This window comes from Bradyrhizobium sp. USDA 4369 (assembly GCF_054056435.1).
Genome location: NZ_JBSRYH010000001.1, coordinates 2,908,573 through 2,924,431, shown reverse-complemented (window position 1 = coordinate 2,924,431; position 15,859 = coordinate 2,908,573). Strand labels below are relative to the sequence as shown.

Below are 15,859 nucleotides of genomic sequence, written 5' to 3'. Positions count from 1 at the left end.
TCCTCATAATGATCCGAATAAGTCTAAATAAGCTGCGCCGGTAGGCAATCTCTTCTCGAATGCGGCCGGGTAGGCTGACGAGGCCGCCCCCAAGACGCGCAATATCACGGATCGGCGCCGACCGATTGGCGTGAAGGCGGGATGGGCCAAGAGGTCCGGGTGGCATGTCTCGTACGATGGCCATCCGATTTCTAACCTCGCCTATCCTGCGGCCCCATCGCAATCAACAACGACTTCCCACAAGCCGCATCAACTCTCATCTTGCTCGTGCGCCATCGTGACGAGCCGGGACGAGCACCTCCACAATGTGACGGAGACATGCGCAGGCTTCCGCTCGATGCGCGACCGGTGACCAAATCCCGGGTCATAGTCTTGGATTTACGACGGAGGTGCAGATGGCCGAAGAGAAATTTCTGACCACCGAAGAGGTCTCCGAGCGATACCGCGGTCAGATCTCTGTCGGCACCCTTCGCAATTGGCGAGCACAGCGCGTCGGTCCGCCATACATCAAAATCGGCAAGTCGGTGCTTTACCCCGTGCCTGGACTCGAGGATTGGGACAAAAAGAATCTCGTGATCTGCCGTGCTTCGCATAAACTCATTGAGACAGAGGCTGAACGAAAGTGAATGTCACGCAACTTCACGATCTACCGACCCCAAACTCATACCCCCACCCCCTCGGGAATTACCAGAAACTATCATTAATTCAATAGGTTACCGCATACGGCGCGGTTGATGCACAACCACCCGTCAGGCGATCCGACGCCCTCGCAGGCCGACATCCGCATGACCAAGACGATCGTCGACATCGCCAAGCCGCTCGGCATCACCGTTCACGACCACATCATCGTCGGCCGGAACGGGCACATCAGCCTGAAGGGATCGGGACTGATGTGAGCCGTGATGAACGGGCGCGCGCCAACCGGGATTCGAATAGCGTGCGGCGGCTGAGGCGGTCAGGATCGCTACGCGATCACCGGACCAAGGGGGTGTCGATTGAACCGCTCGCCCTGCCATGTCGCCTAACATCGGTCAGCATGGACAGGGATTGCGATGCGCACAGCCTTCATCGGAGTTGTCTTCGCTGTTCTTGCCGCGACGGCAGCCGCCGCCTACGACGCCAATGATCCGGCCAATTGCAACGGTATCGACTGGGATGATGCGCGGCCGCTCGGCGTCGCCAAGGTTAGCGGGCAGGCGCGCGTCAATTTCGTCAAAAGTCCCTACGACGACGACTTCAAGGCGGCCGGCTGTCCGGCCCTGACAGAGGCCTGCCGGAAGAAGGCCTATCTGGTCAGCGAGGATCTCGTCCTGGTCGGCATGACGCGCGGCGATTTCTCATGCGTCAGCTACCAGTCGCCGCGTGCAAAAAGCCAGACCTGGACCACCGGCTGGCTGCCGCGGGCGGCGCTTGCCAAGATCGAGCCGATGGCGGCGCCGGCGCTCTCGGACTGGATCGGCAGCTGGGAGCATCCCGGCGGCGGCCTCACGATTACCAAGGCCTTGGAAGGACGGTTGCGCATCGAGGGGGACCAGGTCGTGCCGGCCGGGCGCGATCTTCACAACGGATCAATCGGCGCAACGGCCGAGCCGAAGGGCGGCGTCGTCGCGTTCGTCGATGATGGGACGACACCGTTCGAGCGGCCGACTGCGGGCGACGAATGCCGCGTCCGGCTGCAGCGCGTCGGCACCTGGCTCCTGGTCGAGGACAACAATGATTGCGGCGGGGCCGGCGTGAGCTTCACCGGACTCTATCATCGCAAATGAGCCGGCCTCGTCAGGCGCAGCGCCGCGCCATCGCGACACACAACACGACGCCGCCCGCGGCCCCGATCATGGTCGCGGACACCGGCTCGTGCAGCAGCAGGCTGGCGAAGCCGAGGCCGAGAAAGGGTTGCAGCAGTTGCAATTGGCCGACCGTCGCGGTGCCGCCGCGGGCGAGGCCGCGGTACCAGAAGGCGAAGCCCACGAACATGCTGAAGACGGAGACATAGGCCAGGCCGAGCCAGGCCGGCATCGTGATGCTCGGCCCGAGCGGCGGCCAGGTGAACCACGTCAGCAGCAGCATCAAGGGCGACGACAGCACCAACGCCCAGGAGATCACCTGCCAGCCGCCGAGCCGCCGGGTCAGCACCGCGCCTTCGGCATAGCCGAGGCCGCAGACAATGATCGCGGCGATCATCGCGAGATCGCCGGTCGCCGAGGCGGCGCCGCCCTGCGACAAAGCGAAACTGGAGACGATGGCCGCACCGAGACCAGCAAACAGCCAGAACAGCGGTCCCGGCCGCTCGCCACCGCGCAGCACGCCGAACAACGCCGTCGACAGCGGCAACAGCCCGATGAAGACGATCGCATGCGCCGAGGTGACGTGCTGGAGCGCCAGCGCCGTGAGCAGCGGAAACCCGACGACAACGCCGAGCGCGACGATGCCGAGCGAAACCAGGTCACGCCGTGCCGGGAGCGGCTGGCGCAGCAGAACAAGGCAGAGCGCAGCGAGACCCGCCGCGAGCGCCGCGCGGGCCCCGGTCAGGAACAACGGCGCAAAGCCGTCGAGCGCAGCGCGCGTGGCAGGCAACGAGCCGCTGAAGATCGTCATTCCGACCGCCCCGCTGCCCCACCCCTCGATCGATCCCTTCATCGTTCAAGCCCTCCGCGAACGCCTTTGGTCTAGCCGGACGCGCCTTGCTGCGACAGCAACAGATCGATACAATCTGATCAAACTGTACTAGTATGGATGATCACACACTTGAGCAACGTCCTCCCGAAAGCGCCGCAGATCGGGGCGCGGACCGCGGCCGTCATCGCCGCCATCCGGCAGCGGCTGGCGACGCGCAGCCTTGGCCCTGGCCAGCGCCTGCCATCGATCCGTGCCTTCGCCAGCACGATGGGCGTCGCGCCAGCCACCGTTGTCGAGGCCTATGATCGGCTGGCGGCCGAGGGAATCATCCGCGCCCGGCGCGGGTCGGGCTTCTATGTCGCCGACATGGCGCCGGAACCGCTCGCCTTGGCCGGCAGTGAACCGCGTCGTCCGCGCGCGGTCGATCCGTTCTGGGTGTCGAGGCAGTCGCTCGACGCGGATGCGACGACGCTGATGCCGGGGTGCGGCTGGCTGCCGGCCGACTGGATGCCGCAGGAGGCGCTGCGCCGCGCCGTTCGCGCGCTGGCGCGCAACGACGGCCCGGTGCTGACGCATTACGGCGCGGCCCGCGGATCGGCGAGCCTGCGCCGCGTGCTGCAGTCCCGCCTCGCCGGCCTTGGCATCGAGGCCACGAGCGAGCAGCTCGTGCTGACCTCCTCGGGCACACAGGCGATCGACCTGATCTGTCGGATGCTGCTGCGCCCCGGCGACACCGTGCTGGTCGACGATCCCTGCTACTTCAATTTCCTGGCGCTGCTGCGCGCGCACCAGGCCCGCATCGTCAGCGTGCCGATGACGCCGAGCGGCCCCGACATCGCGCAATTCGAGGCGGTGCTCGCAGCCGAGCGCCCGCGACTCTACATCACCAATTCCGGGCTGCATAATCCGACCGGCGCGACATTGTCGGCGCAGACGGCCCATCGCCTGCTCAACGCTGCCGCGGCGCACGACACCATCATCATCGAGGACGATATCTACGGCGATTTCGAGCCCGAGCCGTCGCCGCGCCTCGCAGCCCTCGACGGGCTCGCGCGCGTGATCCTGGTCGGCAGCTTCTCCAAGACGCTGTCGGCCGCGCTACGCTGCGGCTTCATTGCCGCGCGCGCCGACTGGATCGAGCCGTTGATCGACTTGCAGATCGCGACCGGCTTCGGCGGCCCCGGACAATTCGCCGCAGAGACGCTGACGCAGATCCTGACCGGCGGCAGCTACCGCAAGCATGTCGACGAGCTGCGCGCACGTCTTTCCCGGGCACGGCCGCGCGTCACCGCACGGCTGCAGCGCCTGGGCATCGTGCCCTGGCTGATGCCGCGCGGCGGCTTTCACCTCTGGTGCAGGCTGCCGGATGGATGCGTGGCGATCGACGTGGCGCAGGCGGCGCTCACGAACGATGTCGTGCTGGCGCCCGGCGACGTGTTCAGCGCAGCGCAATCAGCCGCGGCGATGATGCGGTTCAACGTCGCGCATTGCGAGGATGCGCGCGTCATGGCCGTGCTGGAACGCGCCATTGCGCAAGTCGCGCATAGCCACGCACCTCGCGGGTCGAGGGGGGCTGAAGCCTAATAGCAATAGCGCGGATGCACGCGGACCCAGGCGCCGTCGCCGCGCTGCAGGTAGCAGCCGTTCCGGTATGAGTAATAGCCGCTGCGCCGGCGCTCGCCTTCGGCGCCGATGACGGCTCCCGTTCCGGCTCCGATCACGGCGCCGATCGCCGCGCCACGTCCGCCGCCGAGTGCGCCACCCAGGATCGCGCCGCCCGCGCCGCCGAGAATGGCGCCGCCCAGCGCGTCCTGCGCGGCGGCCTGATGCAGCGGCGCGACAGTCGCCAAGGTCAGCAGCGCGACGGCGCCGAGACGGGTGGCAAAGCGAATTCCCAGATGTCGGATCATGAGCGGGCCTCCGTTCCGAGCACGCTAGTCAGCCCGGCCGGGGCCGTTCTTGATGCAGATCAAGGCGCAGTCAAGGCAGCATAATCCCGCGGTCAACTGGTTCCCGCTCACGCCGCGGCGCGATGAGCTGGAGTGCGGTCCTCGATGATGCTGAGCAGGAACTTGGGCTGGTTCTCGCCGATCGAGACCGTCAACCGGCGCACCACGATGTCGCGCTTGCCATTGCCCGGCGTCTCGATGCTGTGCGCCTGAGGTCCCTGATCGGCATCTCCCACGAGTTGGTCGCGATCGGAGCTCTCCAGCAGAGTACCGGTCGGTTCCGGAAACAGCTCGCGCGCGGCGCGGCCGATGATCGCCGAGCGCGGCAGGCCGAACAGCGCTTCGGTGGCGCGATTGGCGAATACGTAGCGCAGCGATTGCGCGTCCTTCGCCACGACCGCCTGCGGGATGTTCTCCAGCAGCGCGGCCAGAAAATATTCCGCCCGCGCCAGCATGCGCTCGTTGCGCCGATGCACCGTGAAATCCTCATGCGTCGCCACCCAGCCACCGCCATCCATCGGACGCTCGGAGATGCGGATGACGTGATCGTCGGCCAATTCGACTTCGGTAATGCAGGGCCTGCGTGCCTGGATCCGCGACATCAGATCAGCCAGATACTGCTCGACGTCGCCGGTGAAGACGCCGCTCTTGACCCGATGGCTGAGGATATCGCGCATCGTCGCGCCCGGCTTGGCAATCGACGCGGGGACGCCATAGATGTTGCGGTATTGCTCGTTGACGACGAGCACGGTTCCGTTCCTGTCGATCATGATCAAGCCCTGCGCCATGTTCTTGAGCGCGGCTTCCAGGCGCCACTTGCCGGTCAAGGCGCGCTCCTCGAGTTGCTCGCGCTGCTGGACGAACTCGGCCTGCTCCCGCCCGACGTCGAGGCCGTGCTGCTCCAGCTCGCTGACGCGCGATGCGGCGTCCTGATAGGCCTGAACGGCGCGCGCCACCTGACCGATCTCATCGTCGCGCTTCGCATGGGGAATGACCAGCTTGATCCGGCCTCCGGCGATCCGTCCCGTGGTCCGCGCGATCTCCAGCAAGGGGTTAACGACTGTGCGATGCAGCAGGAACGCCGCCACACCGGTGAAGCCCATCAGCACCGCGCCGAAGCCGAACAGCGTCAGCGAAAGCCAGCGGCTCCGGCTCACCATGGCCGCGATCTCCCGAGACCGCTGCTCATAGACCCGCGACAATTGCTCGAGATCCTCATTAAGCGCGGTGCGTACGGCGCGGTTCTCGTCATTGTCGCCGAGCTCGCGTGCGGCGGTCGATCCGATCGTCAGGGTCCGGCGCGCCATTTCTTGGCGGAAAGCGACGAACTGATCGATCCGGCGCTTGAATTGGGCGAACATCTCGGCATCTTCGCTCCGGACCAGTTGCTGCCAATCGTCGACTGCCTTGACGAGCTCGCTGCACTTCTGCATCAGGGCTTCCGCATAGCGGCGCGCGGCGGTGCGGTCGGCCGACATATAGATGCCGCGGGACTCCATCACGACCGCGTAGATGAGTGCATTGGTGCGCTCGATCTGCCGGTTCGAGCTGTTCGCATTGCCGAGCAGCAGGGTCAGCACGCGCTGCTCTTGGAACGAATAGAGCGCGCCGGACATCAGCAGTGCGATCAGAACGGCAAACATCGCGGCCACGCCGGAGATGCGGTCCTTCACGCTCGACGCCATCAAGCGACGCTGCAAATTCTGCCATGTCTTCATCATGGCCGGCTCCTTGGCTCGGGAGCTCATCGCAGCAGACACACGTAAAGGGAGATTGCGACGGACCTCGTGCTGGCACGGCTCGCGATTAACCGGAAACCAACCCGCTGCAGGCGCCGCACCCTTGGCACCAGCACAACGGTCGAACTGGTCCGCTGCGGCGCACCGCACCAAACAGCATTATGCCGCGGCGCGCTGATCCTGCGTATGATCCTCGACGATGCTGAGGAGATATTTCGGCTGTCCCTCTCCGACCGCCACCGGAAGCCGGCGGACCACCACGTCGCGCTTGCCATTGCCGGGCGTGTCGATGCTATGCGCCTTCGGCGTCTCGTCGCCGACCTCATCGAGATGAGCGCGATCGAAGCTCTCCAGCAGCTCGCCTGTGGGCTCGGGGAACAGCTCGCGGGCGGCGCGGCCGATGATCTGCGCACGCGGCAGACCGAACAGCTTTTCCGCCGCGTGGTTCACGAAGACATAGCGCAGCGATTGTGCATCCTTCGCCACGACCGCCTGCGGGATGTTTTCCAACAGCGCAGCGAGGAAATATTCGGCGCGCGCCAGAATCCGTTCATTGCGCCGCTGCGTGGTGAAGTCCTCATGCGTGGCGATCCAGCCGCCGCCATCCATCGGACGCTCGCAGACCCGGATGATGCGACCGTCACCGAGCTCGAACTCGGAGATCGCCGGCTTGCCCTCTCTGATGCGCTCGCGCAATGAGGCGAGAAAATCGGCCGGCTTTTCGCGCAGGAGCCCCTGCCGCGCGCGATGCGCAAGGATGTCGCGCATATGCATGCCGGGACGCGCGATCGAGGCAGGCAGGCCATACAGCGCACGATACTGGTCGTTGACCATCAGCACATAACAGAAGCTGTCCAGCATGATCAGCCCCTGGGCCATGTTGGCGACGGCGGCATCCAGGCGCTGCTGGCTGCTGAGCGCGCCCTGCTCCAGCCGCTCGTGCTGGCGCAGGATAACAGCGTGCTGCCGCTCGATCTCGATCTCATGCTCCTCAAGTTCCTGCAGCCGGAATACATTGTCTTGATACGTCTCGACGGCATGGGCAACATGACCGATCTCGTCATGGCGCCGCGCATGCGGAATTTTCAGCTTGATCCGCCCCGCAGCAATACGATCGGTCACGCGGGCGATGTCCAGGAGCGGCATCAGGACGCCCCAGCGCAGCGCCAGTGCTGCAGCCGCAATCAGCACGATGATGAGGAGGCCAAGTCCACCCAGATAGAACGCCACCATACCGCGCGCGTCGGCGGCCTCACCGAGTTCGCGGATGCGATCAGCGTAGAGCTGTGACAATGTTTCGAGGTCCTCGTTCAACGCGGTGCGCACCGCGCGGTTCTCGTCATTGTCGCCGAGCTCGCGCGCCGCGGATGAGCCGACCGAGATGGTACGGCGCGCCATCTCGGTGCGGAAGGCGACGAATTGATCGATCCGCTGCCGGAACGGCGCGAATGTCGCGGCATCGTCGGCAGGCAGCAGCGTTTCCCACTCCTCGACGATCTTGGTCAGCTGTCGGAGTTTCGCGAGCAACGAATCAGCGTAGCGCCGCGCCACGCTGCGATCGGCCGACATGTAGATGCCGCGCGACTCCATGACGACGGCGTAGATCGTCGCATTGGCCCCGCTCGATGTTGCGCGATGCGGCGGCGAGGGCTTCGAGCCGGTCGTAGAACAGGCGCTGCTCACGGAGCGCGGACAGCGCACCCAGCGTCGACAGCATCACAAGGACGGCAAAGCCGGCCGCAGCGGCGGAAATCTTGTCGTTGAGGTCGAAGGACGGCAGTGAATTGGTGAACCTGCGCAACACGGCTTGCATGGCTGGCTCCCAGCGCGGAGACAACCATCAGACGCAAGATCTGTAAACGACACGTTCCAAGCGGCGCAGCAAGTCGCAACGAATCGTTAACCCGGGTTTCGCGATTGTTAACGCCCGCCGGGCGTCGACCTCACTGCCTGAGCATGATGAGCGGATTGGCGCTGTCCGGCACCAGCCGCCATTGCGCATTGTCGTCGGCCTCGAACCGCCAGGTCTCGCCGCGATCCGACATCAGCATCATCTGGCCGTGCTCGAGCCGCCACTGCGACGGCGCAAACGCCGCGATCGCGGAATCGCATTTCGGCTTCACGAACACCTGAAAGTTGTCGTTGCCGGCGTCGTTATTGGTCAGCACCAGGCTGCAGATCGTGGCACCATTGCCGCGCACCATGGCCCAGTCGCCGATCATCTGGTCCATCGATTTGGCAAGCGATCGCGCCGCCGCCAGGTTCTGCAGGATGTAGACACCCTCGCCCTGGCGCAGGCCTTCGAAGATGCCGGACTCGACCTCGGTGAAGTCGATCACCGCCTCGCCATTGGCGGACTGCAGGCTGACGATGTCGAGCCCCTTCACGGTCCAGCCCGCGATGTCCTTGGTGAAGGGCAGCGCGGCGGCGCAGCCCGGCTCCAGCTCGAGCTTCTGCCCGCGCGGCGCTGCGTCGGGCTTCAAGGTCAGAACGCAGGTCTTGCTACGCTCGGTGGTCGCGAGCTCCCACTGCCCGATCATCGCCTTCTTCAGGCTGGTCGCATCCTGCGCAACGGCAGGGATGACGCCCACCGACGACATAAGCGCGATCAGCAATGAGAGAGCACGGTTCATCAGCGGCCTTTCACCGGCGTTTCCGGAACGGGCGTCAGCGGTGGCTTGCCAGCGAACCAGACCTTCAGGTTGTCGACCACCAACTGATCCATCGCGTTGCGGGTTACGATGGCAGCCGAGCCGATGTGTGGCAGCAGCACGACATTATCCATCGCCTTGAGCTCGTCGGGGACCGCCGGCTCCTTCTCGAACACGTCGAGGCCGGCGGCCAGGATGGCGCCGGACTTCAGCGCATCGACCAGCGCCGCCTCGTCGATCACCGAGCCACGGGCGACGTTGACGACAACGCCGCGCGGTCCCAGCGCCTTCAGCACCTCGGCATTGACGATCTTGTTGGTGCTGGCGCCGCCGGGTACGATCACGACGAGCGTGTCGACGTCCTTCGCCATCTGCAGCAGATCGGGATAGTGCTTGTTGGCGACGCCGGCGGCGGGATTGCGCGAATGATAGACGACCGGGACCAGCGAGGCTTCGAGCCGGCGCGCGATTGCCTGGCCGATGCGTCCCATGCCGACCATGCCGACGGTGCGGTCGCGCAGCGAGCCGACACTGAGCGGATACGGCTTTGACGTCCATTCGCCCGAGCGCACGAAGCGGTCGGCCTTGATGAACTCGCGGCAGGTCGCGATCAGCAGGCCGAGCGCGACGTCGGCGACCTCCTCGGTCAGCACGTCCGGCGTATTGGTGACGACGATGCCGTGCTGACCGGCGTGGGCAGCTGCGATGTGATCGTAGCCGACGCCGAAGCTCGCGATGATCTCCAGCCTGGGCAGCGAGGCCATCACGGCGGCATCGGTCTTCACGGTGTGGAAGGTCACGGCGACGCCGCGGATCCGGCCCTTCACCTCCGCCGGCAGCGCTTCGAGATCGGCCTGCGTCGTCGCATGGTGCACGTTGAAGCTGTCCGGGAACCCTTTCTCCAGGATCGGCCGCAGCGGCCCATAGATCAGAACATCGATCTTGTCAGACGAAGTGGCCGCCATCAGTTGTCCTTTCCAAGCGCGCTCTCATGCCAGCGCCGCAAAACGAGGTGGGAAACTAGCGCCAGCAAGCCATAGATGACAATCCCGGCGACCGACAGCAGCACCAATGCTGCGAACATGCGGGGGATGTTGAGTCGGTACCCCGATTCCGCGATGCGATAGGCAAGGCCCGAGCCGGCGCCGGCGCTGCCCGCGGCAATCTCGGCGACGACGGCACCGATCAGCGACAGGCCGCCGGCGATGCGCAGGCCGCCGAGGATGTAGGGCAGCGCGGCGGGCAGCTTCAGATAAAGCAAAGTCTGCCAGCGCGAGGCGCCATACAATTGGAACAGGCCGGCGAGATTGCGGTCGACCGAGTTGAGCCCGAGCGCGGTGTTGGACAGCACTGGAAAAAAGCCGACGATCCAGGCGCAGGTCACCACCGCCGTCTGCTGCGGCAGATAGATCAGCAGCAGCGGCGCGATCGCGATCACGGGTGTCACCTGCAGCACAACGGCGTAGGGAAACAGCGCCCATTCCAGCCAGCGCGACTGATTGAAGAGCAGCGCCAACGCGATGCCGCCAAGGGCTGCGGCGACGAAACCTTCCAGCGTCGTGATCAGCGTGGTCAGCAGCGACTGCGCCAGTATGTCCCAGTCGCTGACCAGTGTCTTCAACACCAACAGGGGTCCCGGCAGCACATAAGGCTGGATCCCGTTGAGGCGCACGACCAGCTCCCACGCCGTCAGCGCCGCGACGAAGACGACAGCCGGAACGGCCAAGCTCGCCAGCCGCGCACCGGAGACGAATGCGCCTCGCTCACGGGGGCCGGTCACAGCGCATGCACTCCGGTATAGGCCGGCGCCAGGGCATCCGAGACGCGGCGGCAATAGCCGGCATAAGCGGCGGATGCGCGGAACGCATCATCCCGCGGCGCATCGGCGTCGATCTTGATCTCGGCACTGAGCCGGCCCGGCCGCGCCGTCATCACCAGCACGCGCTGCGACAGATAGACCGACTCGAACACCGAATGGGTGACGAACAACACTGTCATGTTGAGCCTGCGCCACAGCGCCAGCAGGTCGTTGTTGAGGCGGAAACGCGTGATCTCGTCGAGCGCCGCGAACGGCTCGTCCATCAAAAGGATGTCCGGCCGCGTCACCAGCGCCCGCGCCAGCGACGCCCGCATCTTCATGCCGCCGGACAATTCGCGCGGAAAGGCATCGGCAAAGTCGGACAGGCCGACCTGCGCCAGCGCCGCATCGATGCTCGTTCGCGCCTCCGCCGCCGGCACATGGGCAAGCTTCAGCGGCAGACCGACATTGTCGCGCACGCTGGTCCAGGGCATCAGCGTCGGCTCCTGGAACACAAAGCCGATGCGATGGCCGGGGCGGGGTGCGGAGGACGCCGCGGCAATGTCGAGCGTACCGCTGCTCGGGCTGGCCAATCCCGCGATCAGCCGCAGCGCCGTCGACTTGCCGCAGCCGGACGGGCCGAGCAGCGAGACGAACTCGCCCCTGCCGATCGAAAGATCAATCGGCCCGAGCGCAGCGACGCCGGACTCATAGATCTTGGTCACGCCGCGCAGGCGCACCGCGACATCGGCGGCACGCTCGAGCGAAGGGGACGAGCTCATCTGCTGAAAGCGCCGGTCACGCGTCCTACTTCTTCGGCCGGAGATCGACGCCGACGCCCTTGTTGACGAAGCGCAAGGTGTAGGATTTGCGATAATCGACGGTCGGCTTGACCACGCCCGCACGCACCATCTTGTCGAAGAAGCTGGTGATGCGTTCCTCGGTCATGGCGCCGATGCCCTTCTCTACACTGTCGCCGGAATCGACGATGCCGTACTGCTTCATCTTGGCCACCGAATAGGCCAGCAGGTCGTCGGTCATCTCCGGGTTCATCTTCTTGATCAGCGCATTACCGGCAGAGTTGTCGCCGTAGATGTAATTGTACCAGCCGATGATCGAGGCATCGACGAAGCGCTGGACCAGGTCCGGCTTGCTCTCGATCAGGTCGCGCCGCGTCTCGATCAAGGTCGAATAGGTGTTGAAGCCGTAATCGGCGAGCAGGATCACGCCCGGCTTGAAGCCTGCGGCGCGCTCGACCGCGAACGGCTCCGACGTGACATAGCCCTGCATCGCGCTCTGCGCGGTCGCGATGAAAGGCTGCGGATTGAAGGTATAGGGCCGGACGTTCTTCTCGGAGAAACCGTATTCCGACTTCAGCCATTGATAATAGCTGGAGATGCCTTCCTTGGAGACGAACAGGGTCAGCGGCTTCAGCTCGTCCAGCTTGGTGATCTTGGACTCCGGATGCGTCAGGAACACCTGCGGGTCCTTCTGGAACATCGCCGCGATCGACACCACCGGCACGTTGTTGGCGACGGCATCGAACGCCATCAGCGTGTTCGCCGCCATGAAGAACTCGATCTTGCCGGAAATCAGCAGCATCCGGTTGTTCTCGTTGGGACCGCCGGGCACGATCGTCACGTCGAGGCCGTAGCGCTTGTAGGTGCCGTCGGCGACCGCCTGGAAGAAGCCGCCATGCTCGGCCTCGGCCACCCAATTGGTGCCGAACGAGACCTTGTCGAGGGTCTGGGCCTGAGCGGCCCCGACCATCGCGCCCGCAACCAGCCATGCCGCCATTAACGTTCGCGACAGAAGCGCCTGCGCCATGTCTGGTCTCCCCGGTTCTTTCAGGCTGAACATGCTAAGATTGGTCACGTGATAACTACCCTGCCCGACGGACGAAGGAAACTGCCCGCGCGATGACCCTGCCCCGCGACTGGACCGAGCTGCATTGGCCCGCTTTCGGAACGTCCACCTCGGGAACGCCCGAGGCGGCGCGCTGGATCGCGGTGCTGCCGCTGGCCGCCACCGAGCAACATGGGCCGCATCTGCCCCTGGGCACAGATGTCTACATTGCAAGCGCCTATCTCGCCCGCGTCCGCACGTTGCTGTCGGCAACGCTGCCGGTAACGATCCTGCCGGTGCAGCCGGTCGGCATCTCGACCGAGCATATCGATTATCCGGGCACGCTGACCGTACCGACCGAGATCGCGCTGCAGAGCTGGCGGGCGATCGGCGACAGCGTCGCGCGCGCCGGCCTCCGCAAGCTCGTGATCGTCACCAGCCATGGCGGCAACAGCGCCGCGATGACCCTGGTCGCCCAGGATCTGCGCGCCGTCCATCGCATGCTGGTGGTGACGACGTCATGGTCGCGCTTCGGCGTCCCCGACGGCCTGTTTTCTGCCGACGAGCTGCGCCACGGCATCCATGGCGGCGCGGTCGAAACCTCGATCATGCTGGCCTGCCATCCGGACCTGGTGCGCGGCGACGCCGTGGCCGATTTCGCCTCGTCAGGCCCGGACATGGAGAAGCGCCACCGCGTGCTGTCGACCCAGCGCCCGGCGCCGATGGCTTGGCAGACGCAGGATCTTCATCCAAGCGGCGCGGTCGGCGATGCGACCCGGGCTTCGGCGGAGAAGGGCGACCGCGTGCTCGACCATGGTGCGCGGGCGTTCTGCGCGCTGCTGGAGGACGTCGACGCATTCGACGCGACCACGCTGGGCGGCGGCCCTCTGGCCAGCCGCTGATCTGCCGGCAAGCCGCTCAACCCCGCACTCACAGGCCTCGGCTGGCGGCCGTGCCGTCACGGACCCATCCGGCGGCCCGGGGCGGTTCTGTTGCACAGACGTCACAATGGGTCGGCAGAAAAGCGCCAGAACACGGACAACATTGCGACTGCAAATTATTCGCAATAAAGTCTGTCCACAATCCGCCGCGCCCTGCGCTAAGTTGCGGACGAAGAGAGGCGGTTCCGCATTCTTCTCGTGACTGTGCGCGGGCAATCGGGTTCTGACTACCGTCTGAATCCTGCTTCGCCTGGGGACTCTGCCGCCATGATTCGCTCGAACCGCACCAAAGCGATGGTCCTGGCCAGCGCGGTGATCGCCGGACCGGCCTCCCTGGCTGCGCCCGTCGCGGCCGCAGATCTCCCGGTCAAAGCGAAAATGCTGCAGACCGCGTTCGACTGGACTGGACTCTATGTTGGCGCCCATGCCGGCTATACGCGCGACCATGCCCAGGCCAGCCTGAGCGATCTGGGCGGCGCGGTCGGCGCCGGCAGCCGGTTCAGTGGGCTCACCGGCGGCGTGCAGGCGGGGTACAATTGGGTCACCCGCTCCGGTTTGCTGCTCGGGCTCGAAGGCGATTTCAGCTTTCCCAACTATCTCACCTCGAATCACACGGTGGCGAGGCTGGGCATTCCCGGCTCAAACGTCTCCGAGCTCTGGGACTATGTCGCGACAGCGCGCGGTCGTGTCGGCTATGTGAGCGGCGACTGGCTGGTCTATGCCACCGGCGGCCTCGCCTGGACCGGCGGCCGCTTCATCAACACCGATCCGACGGGCGCGACAGAGAAGCTGTTGGCCACCCGGCTCGGCTGGGCGGCCGGTGCCGGCATCGAGCGCGGCTTCGCGCCGCATTGGAGCTGGCGGCTCGAATATCTGTACAACCGGTTCGAGGATGGCGGCGTCCGCTTCTCCAACGGCGCCAGCTACAATTCCGCGCTGGAGTTCCAGACCTTGCGGGTCGGCCTCAACCGGAAGCTCGATTTTGCCGGCGACAGCGACCTCAAACTCAAGAGAGATCCGTCCGACCCGGAATCCGATCGCTGGGAAATCCACGGCCAGTCCACCGCCATTGCACAGGGTTATCCAGCATTCCGCGCCCGTTACACCGGCCAGAACAGCCTGACGCCTGCCAGGCAGCTCCAGGAAACCTGGAGCAACAGCCTCTATTTGAACGCAAGGCTGTGGGACGGCGGCGAGGTCTATTACAATCCCGAGCTGCTGCAGGGCTTCGGCCTCAACAATACGGTCGGGCTGGGCGGCTTCTCCAATGGCGAGGCGCAGAAGTCCGACTTCCCCTATCCGCATTACAACACCTCACGTCTGTTCCTGCGCCAGACCTTCGGCTTCGGCGGTGAGCAGGAGCAGCTCGCCAGCAGCCAGCTGCAGCTCTCCGGCAAGCAGGACGTCTCGCGTCTCACTTTGCAGGTCGGCAAGTTCGCCGTGCTCGACGTGTTCGACGGCAACGCCTATGCCAAGGATGCGCGCAAGGACTTCATGAACTGGTCGGTGTGGGCGCCCGGTGCGTTCGACTATGCCGCCGACAAGCTCGGGCTCACCTATGGCGCGACGGCGGAGCTGAACCAGAAGACCTGGGCGCTGCGCGCGGGCTATTTCCTGATGGACGCCGTATCGAACTCGAACAGCTTCGACATGAACGTCTTCCGGCGCGGCGAATATGTCGTGGAGCTGGAGACCCGCTATCAGCTGTTCTCGCAGCCCGGACATCTGCGTGCCATCGGCTGGTACAACAGCGTGTTCGCGGGCAGCTACCGCGAGACGCTGGACAATCCCGCCCTCAATCTCGACATCAGCCAGACCCGGCGAGGCCGCAGCAAGTTCGGCTATGTCGTCAGCTTCGACCAGGCGTTGTCGGACGATGTCGGCCTGTTCGGCCGCTGGAGCTGGAACGACGGCAAGACCGAGATCATGGCATTCACCGACATCGACTCCAGCCTGTCGCTCGGCGCCTCGATCAAGGGCAACCGCTGGGGCCGTCCTGACGACACGATCGGCCTCGCCGGGGTAACCAACGGCCTGTCCCGCGACCACCGCGCCTTCCTCACCGCTGGCGGACTCGGCCCGCTGATCGGCGATGGCGGCCTGAACTATCGGCGCGAGAACATTATCGAGGCGTACTACGCCTATTCCATCAACAAATACCTGACCTTCACGGCCGACTACCAATTTGTGAGCAACCCCGCCTACAATGCCGACCGTGGCCCGGTGTCGATCTTCTCGGGCCGTCTGCACGGGGATTTCTGAGGGGCGGCGTTCCGTCGCGCATGCGGACAGTGCCGATGAGCGCTCCTCTCACAAGTAG

16 protein-coding genes are annotated in these 15,859 nt (G+C 65.3%); 6 read left to right on the top strand and 10 right to left on the bottom strand.

Annotation, left to right across the window (positions count from 1 at the left end):
- The first annotated feature begins 395 nt into the window (after positions 1 to 395).
- The 3 genes from ACVIJ6_RS13235 (at position 396) to ACVIJ6_RS13225 (ending at position 1,766) form a co-directional block, all read left to right on the top strand.
- Positions 396 to 626: a helix-turn-helix domain-containing protein gene (locus ACVIJ6_RS13235; protein ID WP_004620414.1), complete on the top strand. Its 231-nt coding sequence runs from the start codon at positions 396 to 398 to the stop codon at positions 624 to 626.
- Between the two features lie 108 nt (positions 627 to 734).
- Positions 735 to 896: a JAB domain-containing protein gene (locus ACVIJ6_RS13230; protein ID WP_083780739.1), complete on the top strand. Its 162-nt coding sequence runs from the start codon at positions 735 to 737 to the stop codon at positions 894 to 896.
- A gap of 156 nt (positions 897 to 1,052) precedes the next feature.
- Complete coding sequence (locus tag ACVIJ6_RS13225) at positions 1,053 to 1,766, top strand: hypothetical protein (RefSeq protein ID WP_456773082.1); 714 nt, start codon at positions 1,053 to 1,055, stop codon at positions 1,764 to 1,766.
- A gap of 10 nt (positions 1,767 to 1,776) precedes the next feature.
- Here the strand turns inward: ACVIJ6_RS13225 and ACVIJ6_RS13220 are convergent, their stop codons facing one another.
- Positions 1,777 to 2,637, bottom strand: a complete 861-nt coding sequence (locus tag ACVIJ6_RS13220; protein ID WP_456773081.1) for a DMT family transporter — start codon at positions 2,635 to 2,637, stop codon at positions 1,777 to 1,779.
- Between the two features lie 96 nt (positions 2,638 to 2,733).
- Here ACVIJ6_RS13220 and ACVIJ6_RS13215 point away from each other — a divergent pair, with 96 nt between their 5' ends.
- On the top strand, positions 2,734 to 4,200 hold the full coding sequence (locus ACVIJ6_RS13215) for an aminotransferase-like domain-containing protein (protein WP_456773080.1): 1,467 nt from the start codon (positions 2,734 to 2,736) through the stop codon (positions 4,198 to 4,200).
- On the opposite strand, the gene ACVIJ6_RS13210 is transcribed toward ACVIJ6_RS13215, so the two are convergent.
- The 9 genes from ACVIJ6_RS13210 to ACVIJ6_RS13170 form a co-directional block, all read right to left on the bottom strand.
- Positions 4,197 to 4,526, bottom strand: a complete 330-nt coding sequence (locus ACVIJ6_RS13210) for a glycine zipper domain-containing protein (protein WP_012047220.1) — start codon at positions 4,524 to 4,526, stop codon at positions 4,197 to 4,199. The genes ACVIJ6_RS13215 and ACVIJ6_RS13210 overlap by 4 nt on opposite strands.
- A 107-nt stretch (positions 4,527 to 4,633) precedes the next feature.
- Positions 4,634 to 6,286, bottom strand: coding sequence for a PAS-domain containing protein (locus ACVIJ6_RS13205; RefSeq protein WP_456773079.1), 1,653 nt, complete (start codon positions 6,284 to 6,286; stop codon positions 4,634 to 4,636).
- 177 nt (positions 6,287 to 6,463) lie between these two features.
- Complete coding sequence (locus ACVIJ6_RS13200) at positions 6,464 to 7,894, bottom strand: PAS-domain containing protein (RefSeq protein ID WP_456773078.1); 1,431 nt, start codon at positions 7,892 to 7,894, stop codon at positions 6,464 to 6,466.
- Positions 7,836 to 8,117 (bottom strand): hypothetical protein, encoded by a 282-nt coding sequence (locus tag ACVIJ6_RS13195; RefSeq protein ID WP_456773077.1) that lies wholly within the window; start codon positions 8,115 to 8,117, stop codon positions 7,836 to 7,838. The genes ACVIJ6_RS13200 and ACVIJ6_RS13195 overlap by 59 nt, the downstream gene beginning before the upstream one ends.
- Before the next feature lie 130 nt (positions 8,118 to 8,247).
- Complete coding sequence (locus tag ACVIJ6_RS13190; RefSeq protein ID WP_012047222.1) at positions 8,248 to 8,844, bottom strand: AprI/Inh family metalloprotease inhibitor; 597 nt, start codon at positions 8,842 to 8,844, stop codon at positions 8,248 to 8,250.
- 92 nt (positions 8,845 to 8,936) lie between these two features.
- Positions 8,937 to 9,920 carry a 2-hydroxyacid dehydrogenase gene (locus ACVIJ6_RS13185; protein WP_456773076.1) on the bottom strand — a complete coding sequence of 328 codons (984 nt, stop codon included), beginning with the start codon at positions 9,918 to 9,920 and terminating at the stop codon, positions 8,937 to 8,939.
- Positions 9,920 to 10,690, bottom strand: coding sequence for an ABC transporter permease (locus tag ACVIJ6_RS13180; RefSeq protein ID WP_456776978.1), 771 nt, complete (start codon positions 10,688 to 10,690; stop codon positions 9,920 to 9,922). Before ACVIJ6_RS13180 ends, ACVIJ6_RS13185 begins: the two co-directional genes overlap by 1 nt.
- Positions 10,691 to 10,731: 41 nt before the next feature.
- A complete protein-coding gene (locus ACVIJ6_RS13175) occupies positions 10,732 to 11,535 on the bottom strand; it encodes an ABC transporter ATP-binding protein (protein ID WP_456773075.1) in 804 nt (267 codons plus the stop codon).
- A 25-nt stretch (positions 11,536 to 11,560) separates the two neighbouring features.
- A complete protein-coding gene (locus ACVIJ6_RS13170; RefSeq protein WP_456776977.1) occupies positions 11,561 to 12,550 on the bottom strand; it encodes an ABC transporter substrate-binding protein in 990 nt (329 codons plus the stop codon).
- A 122-nt stretch (positions 12,551 to 12,672) separates the two neighbouring features.
- Here ACVIJ6_RS13170 and ACVIJ6_RS13165 point away from each other — a divergent pair, with 122 nt between their 5' ends.
- Positions 12,673 to 13,500, top strand: coding sequence for a creatininase family protein (locus tag ACVIJ6_RS13165; RefSeq protein ID WP_456773074.1), 828 nt, complete (start codon positions 12,673 to 12,675; stop codon positions 13,498 to 13,500).
- 306 nt (positions 13,501 to 13,806) lie between these two features.
- Positions 13,807 to 15,801, top strand: coding sequence for a carbohydrate porin (locus tag ACVIJ6_RS13160; protein WP_456773073.1), 1,995 nt, complete (start codon positions 13,807 to 13,809; stop codon positions 15,799 to 15,801).
- The last annotated feature ends 58 nt before the right edge of the window (positions 15,802 to 15,859 follow it).

Bases quoted from the DNA above. Each gene is read 5' to 3' on its own strand.
- ACVIJ6_RS13210 (WP_012047220.1), bottom strand. From the start codon at position 4,526: ATGATCCGACATCTGGGAATTCGCTTTGCCACCCGTCTCGGCGCCGTC.
- ACVIJ6_RS13225 (WP_456773082.1), top strand. From the start codon at position 1,053: ATGCGCACAGCCTTCATCGGAGTTGTCTTCGCTGTTCTTGCCGCGACG.
- ACVIJ6_RS13235 (WP_004620414.1), top strand. From the start codon at position 396: ATGGCCGAAGAGAAATTTCTGACCACCGAAGAGGTCTCCGAGCGATAC.
- ACVIJ6_RS13160 (WP_456773073.1), top strand. From the start codon at position 13,807: ATGATTCGCTCGAACCGCACCAAAGCGATGGTCCTGGCCAGCGCGGTG.
- ACVIJ6_RS13215 (WP_456773080.1), top strand. From the start codon at position 2,734: ATGATCACACACTTGAGCAACGTCCTCCCGAAAGCGCCGCAGATCGGG.
- ACVIJ6_RS13190 (WP_012047222.1), bottom strand. From the start codon at position 8,844: ATGATCGGGCAGTGGGAGCTCGCGACCACCGAGCGTAGCAAGACCTGC.
- ACVIJ6_RS13195 (WP_456773077.1), bottom strand. From the start codon at position 8,117: ATGCAAGCCGTGTTGCGCAGGTTCACCAATTCACTGCCGTCCTTCGAC.
- ACVIJ6_RS13230 (WP_083780739.1), top strand. From the start codon at position 735: ATGCACAACCACCCGTCAGGCGATCCGACGCCCTCGCAGGCCGACATC.
- ACVIJ6_RS13165 (WP_456773074.1), top strand. From the start codon at position 12,673: ATGACCCTGCCCCGCGACTGGACCGAGCTGCATTGGCCCGCTTTCGGA.
- ACVIJ6_RS13175 (WP_456773075.1), bottom strand. From the start codon at position 11,535: ATGAGCTCGTCCCCTTCGCTCGAGCGTGCCGCCGATGTCGCGGTGCGC.
- ACVIJ6_RS13220 (WP_456773081.1), bottom strand. From the start codon at position 2,637: ATGAAGGGATCGATCGAGGGGTGGGGCAGCGGGGCGGTCGGAATGACG.
- ACVIJ6_RS13170 (WP_456776977.1), bottom strand. From the start codon at position 12,550: ATGGCGGCATGGCTGGTTGCGGGCGCGATGGTCGGGGCCGCTCAGGCC.
- ACVIJ6_RS13205 (WP_456773079.1), bottom strand. From the start codon at position 6,286: ATGATGAAGACATGGCAGAATTTGCAGCGTCGCTTGATGGCGTCGAGC.
- ACVIJ6_RS13200 (WP_456773078.1), bottom strand. From the start codon at position 7,894: ATGGAGTCGCGCGGCATCTACATGTCGGCCGATCGCAGCGTGGCGCGG.
- ACVIJ6_RS13185 (WP_456773076.1), bottom strand. From the start codon at position 9,920: ATGGCGGCCACTTCGTCTGACAAGATCGATGTTCTGATCTATGGGCCG.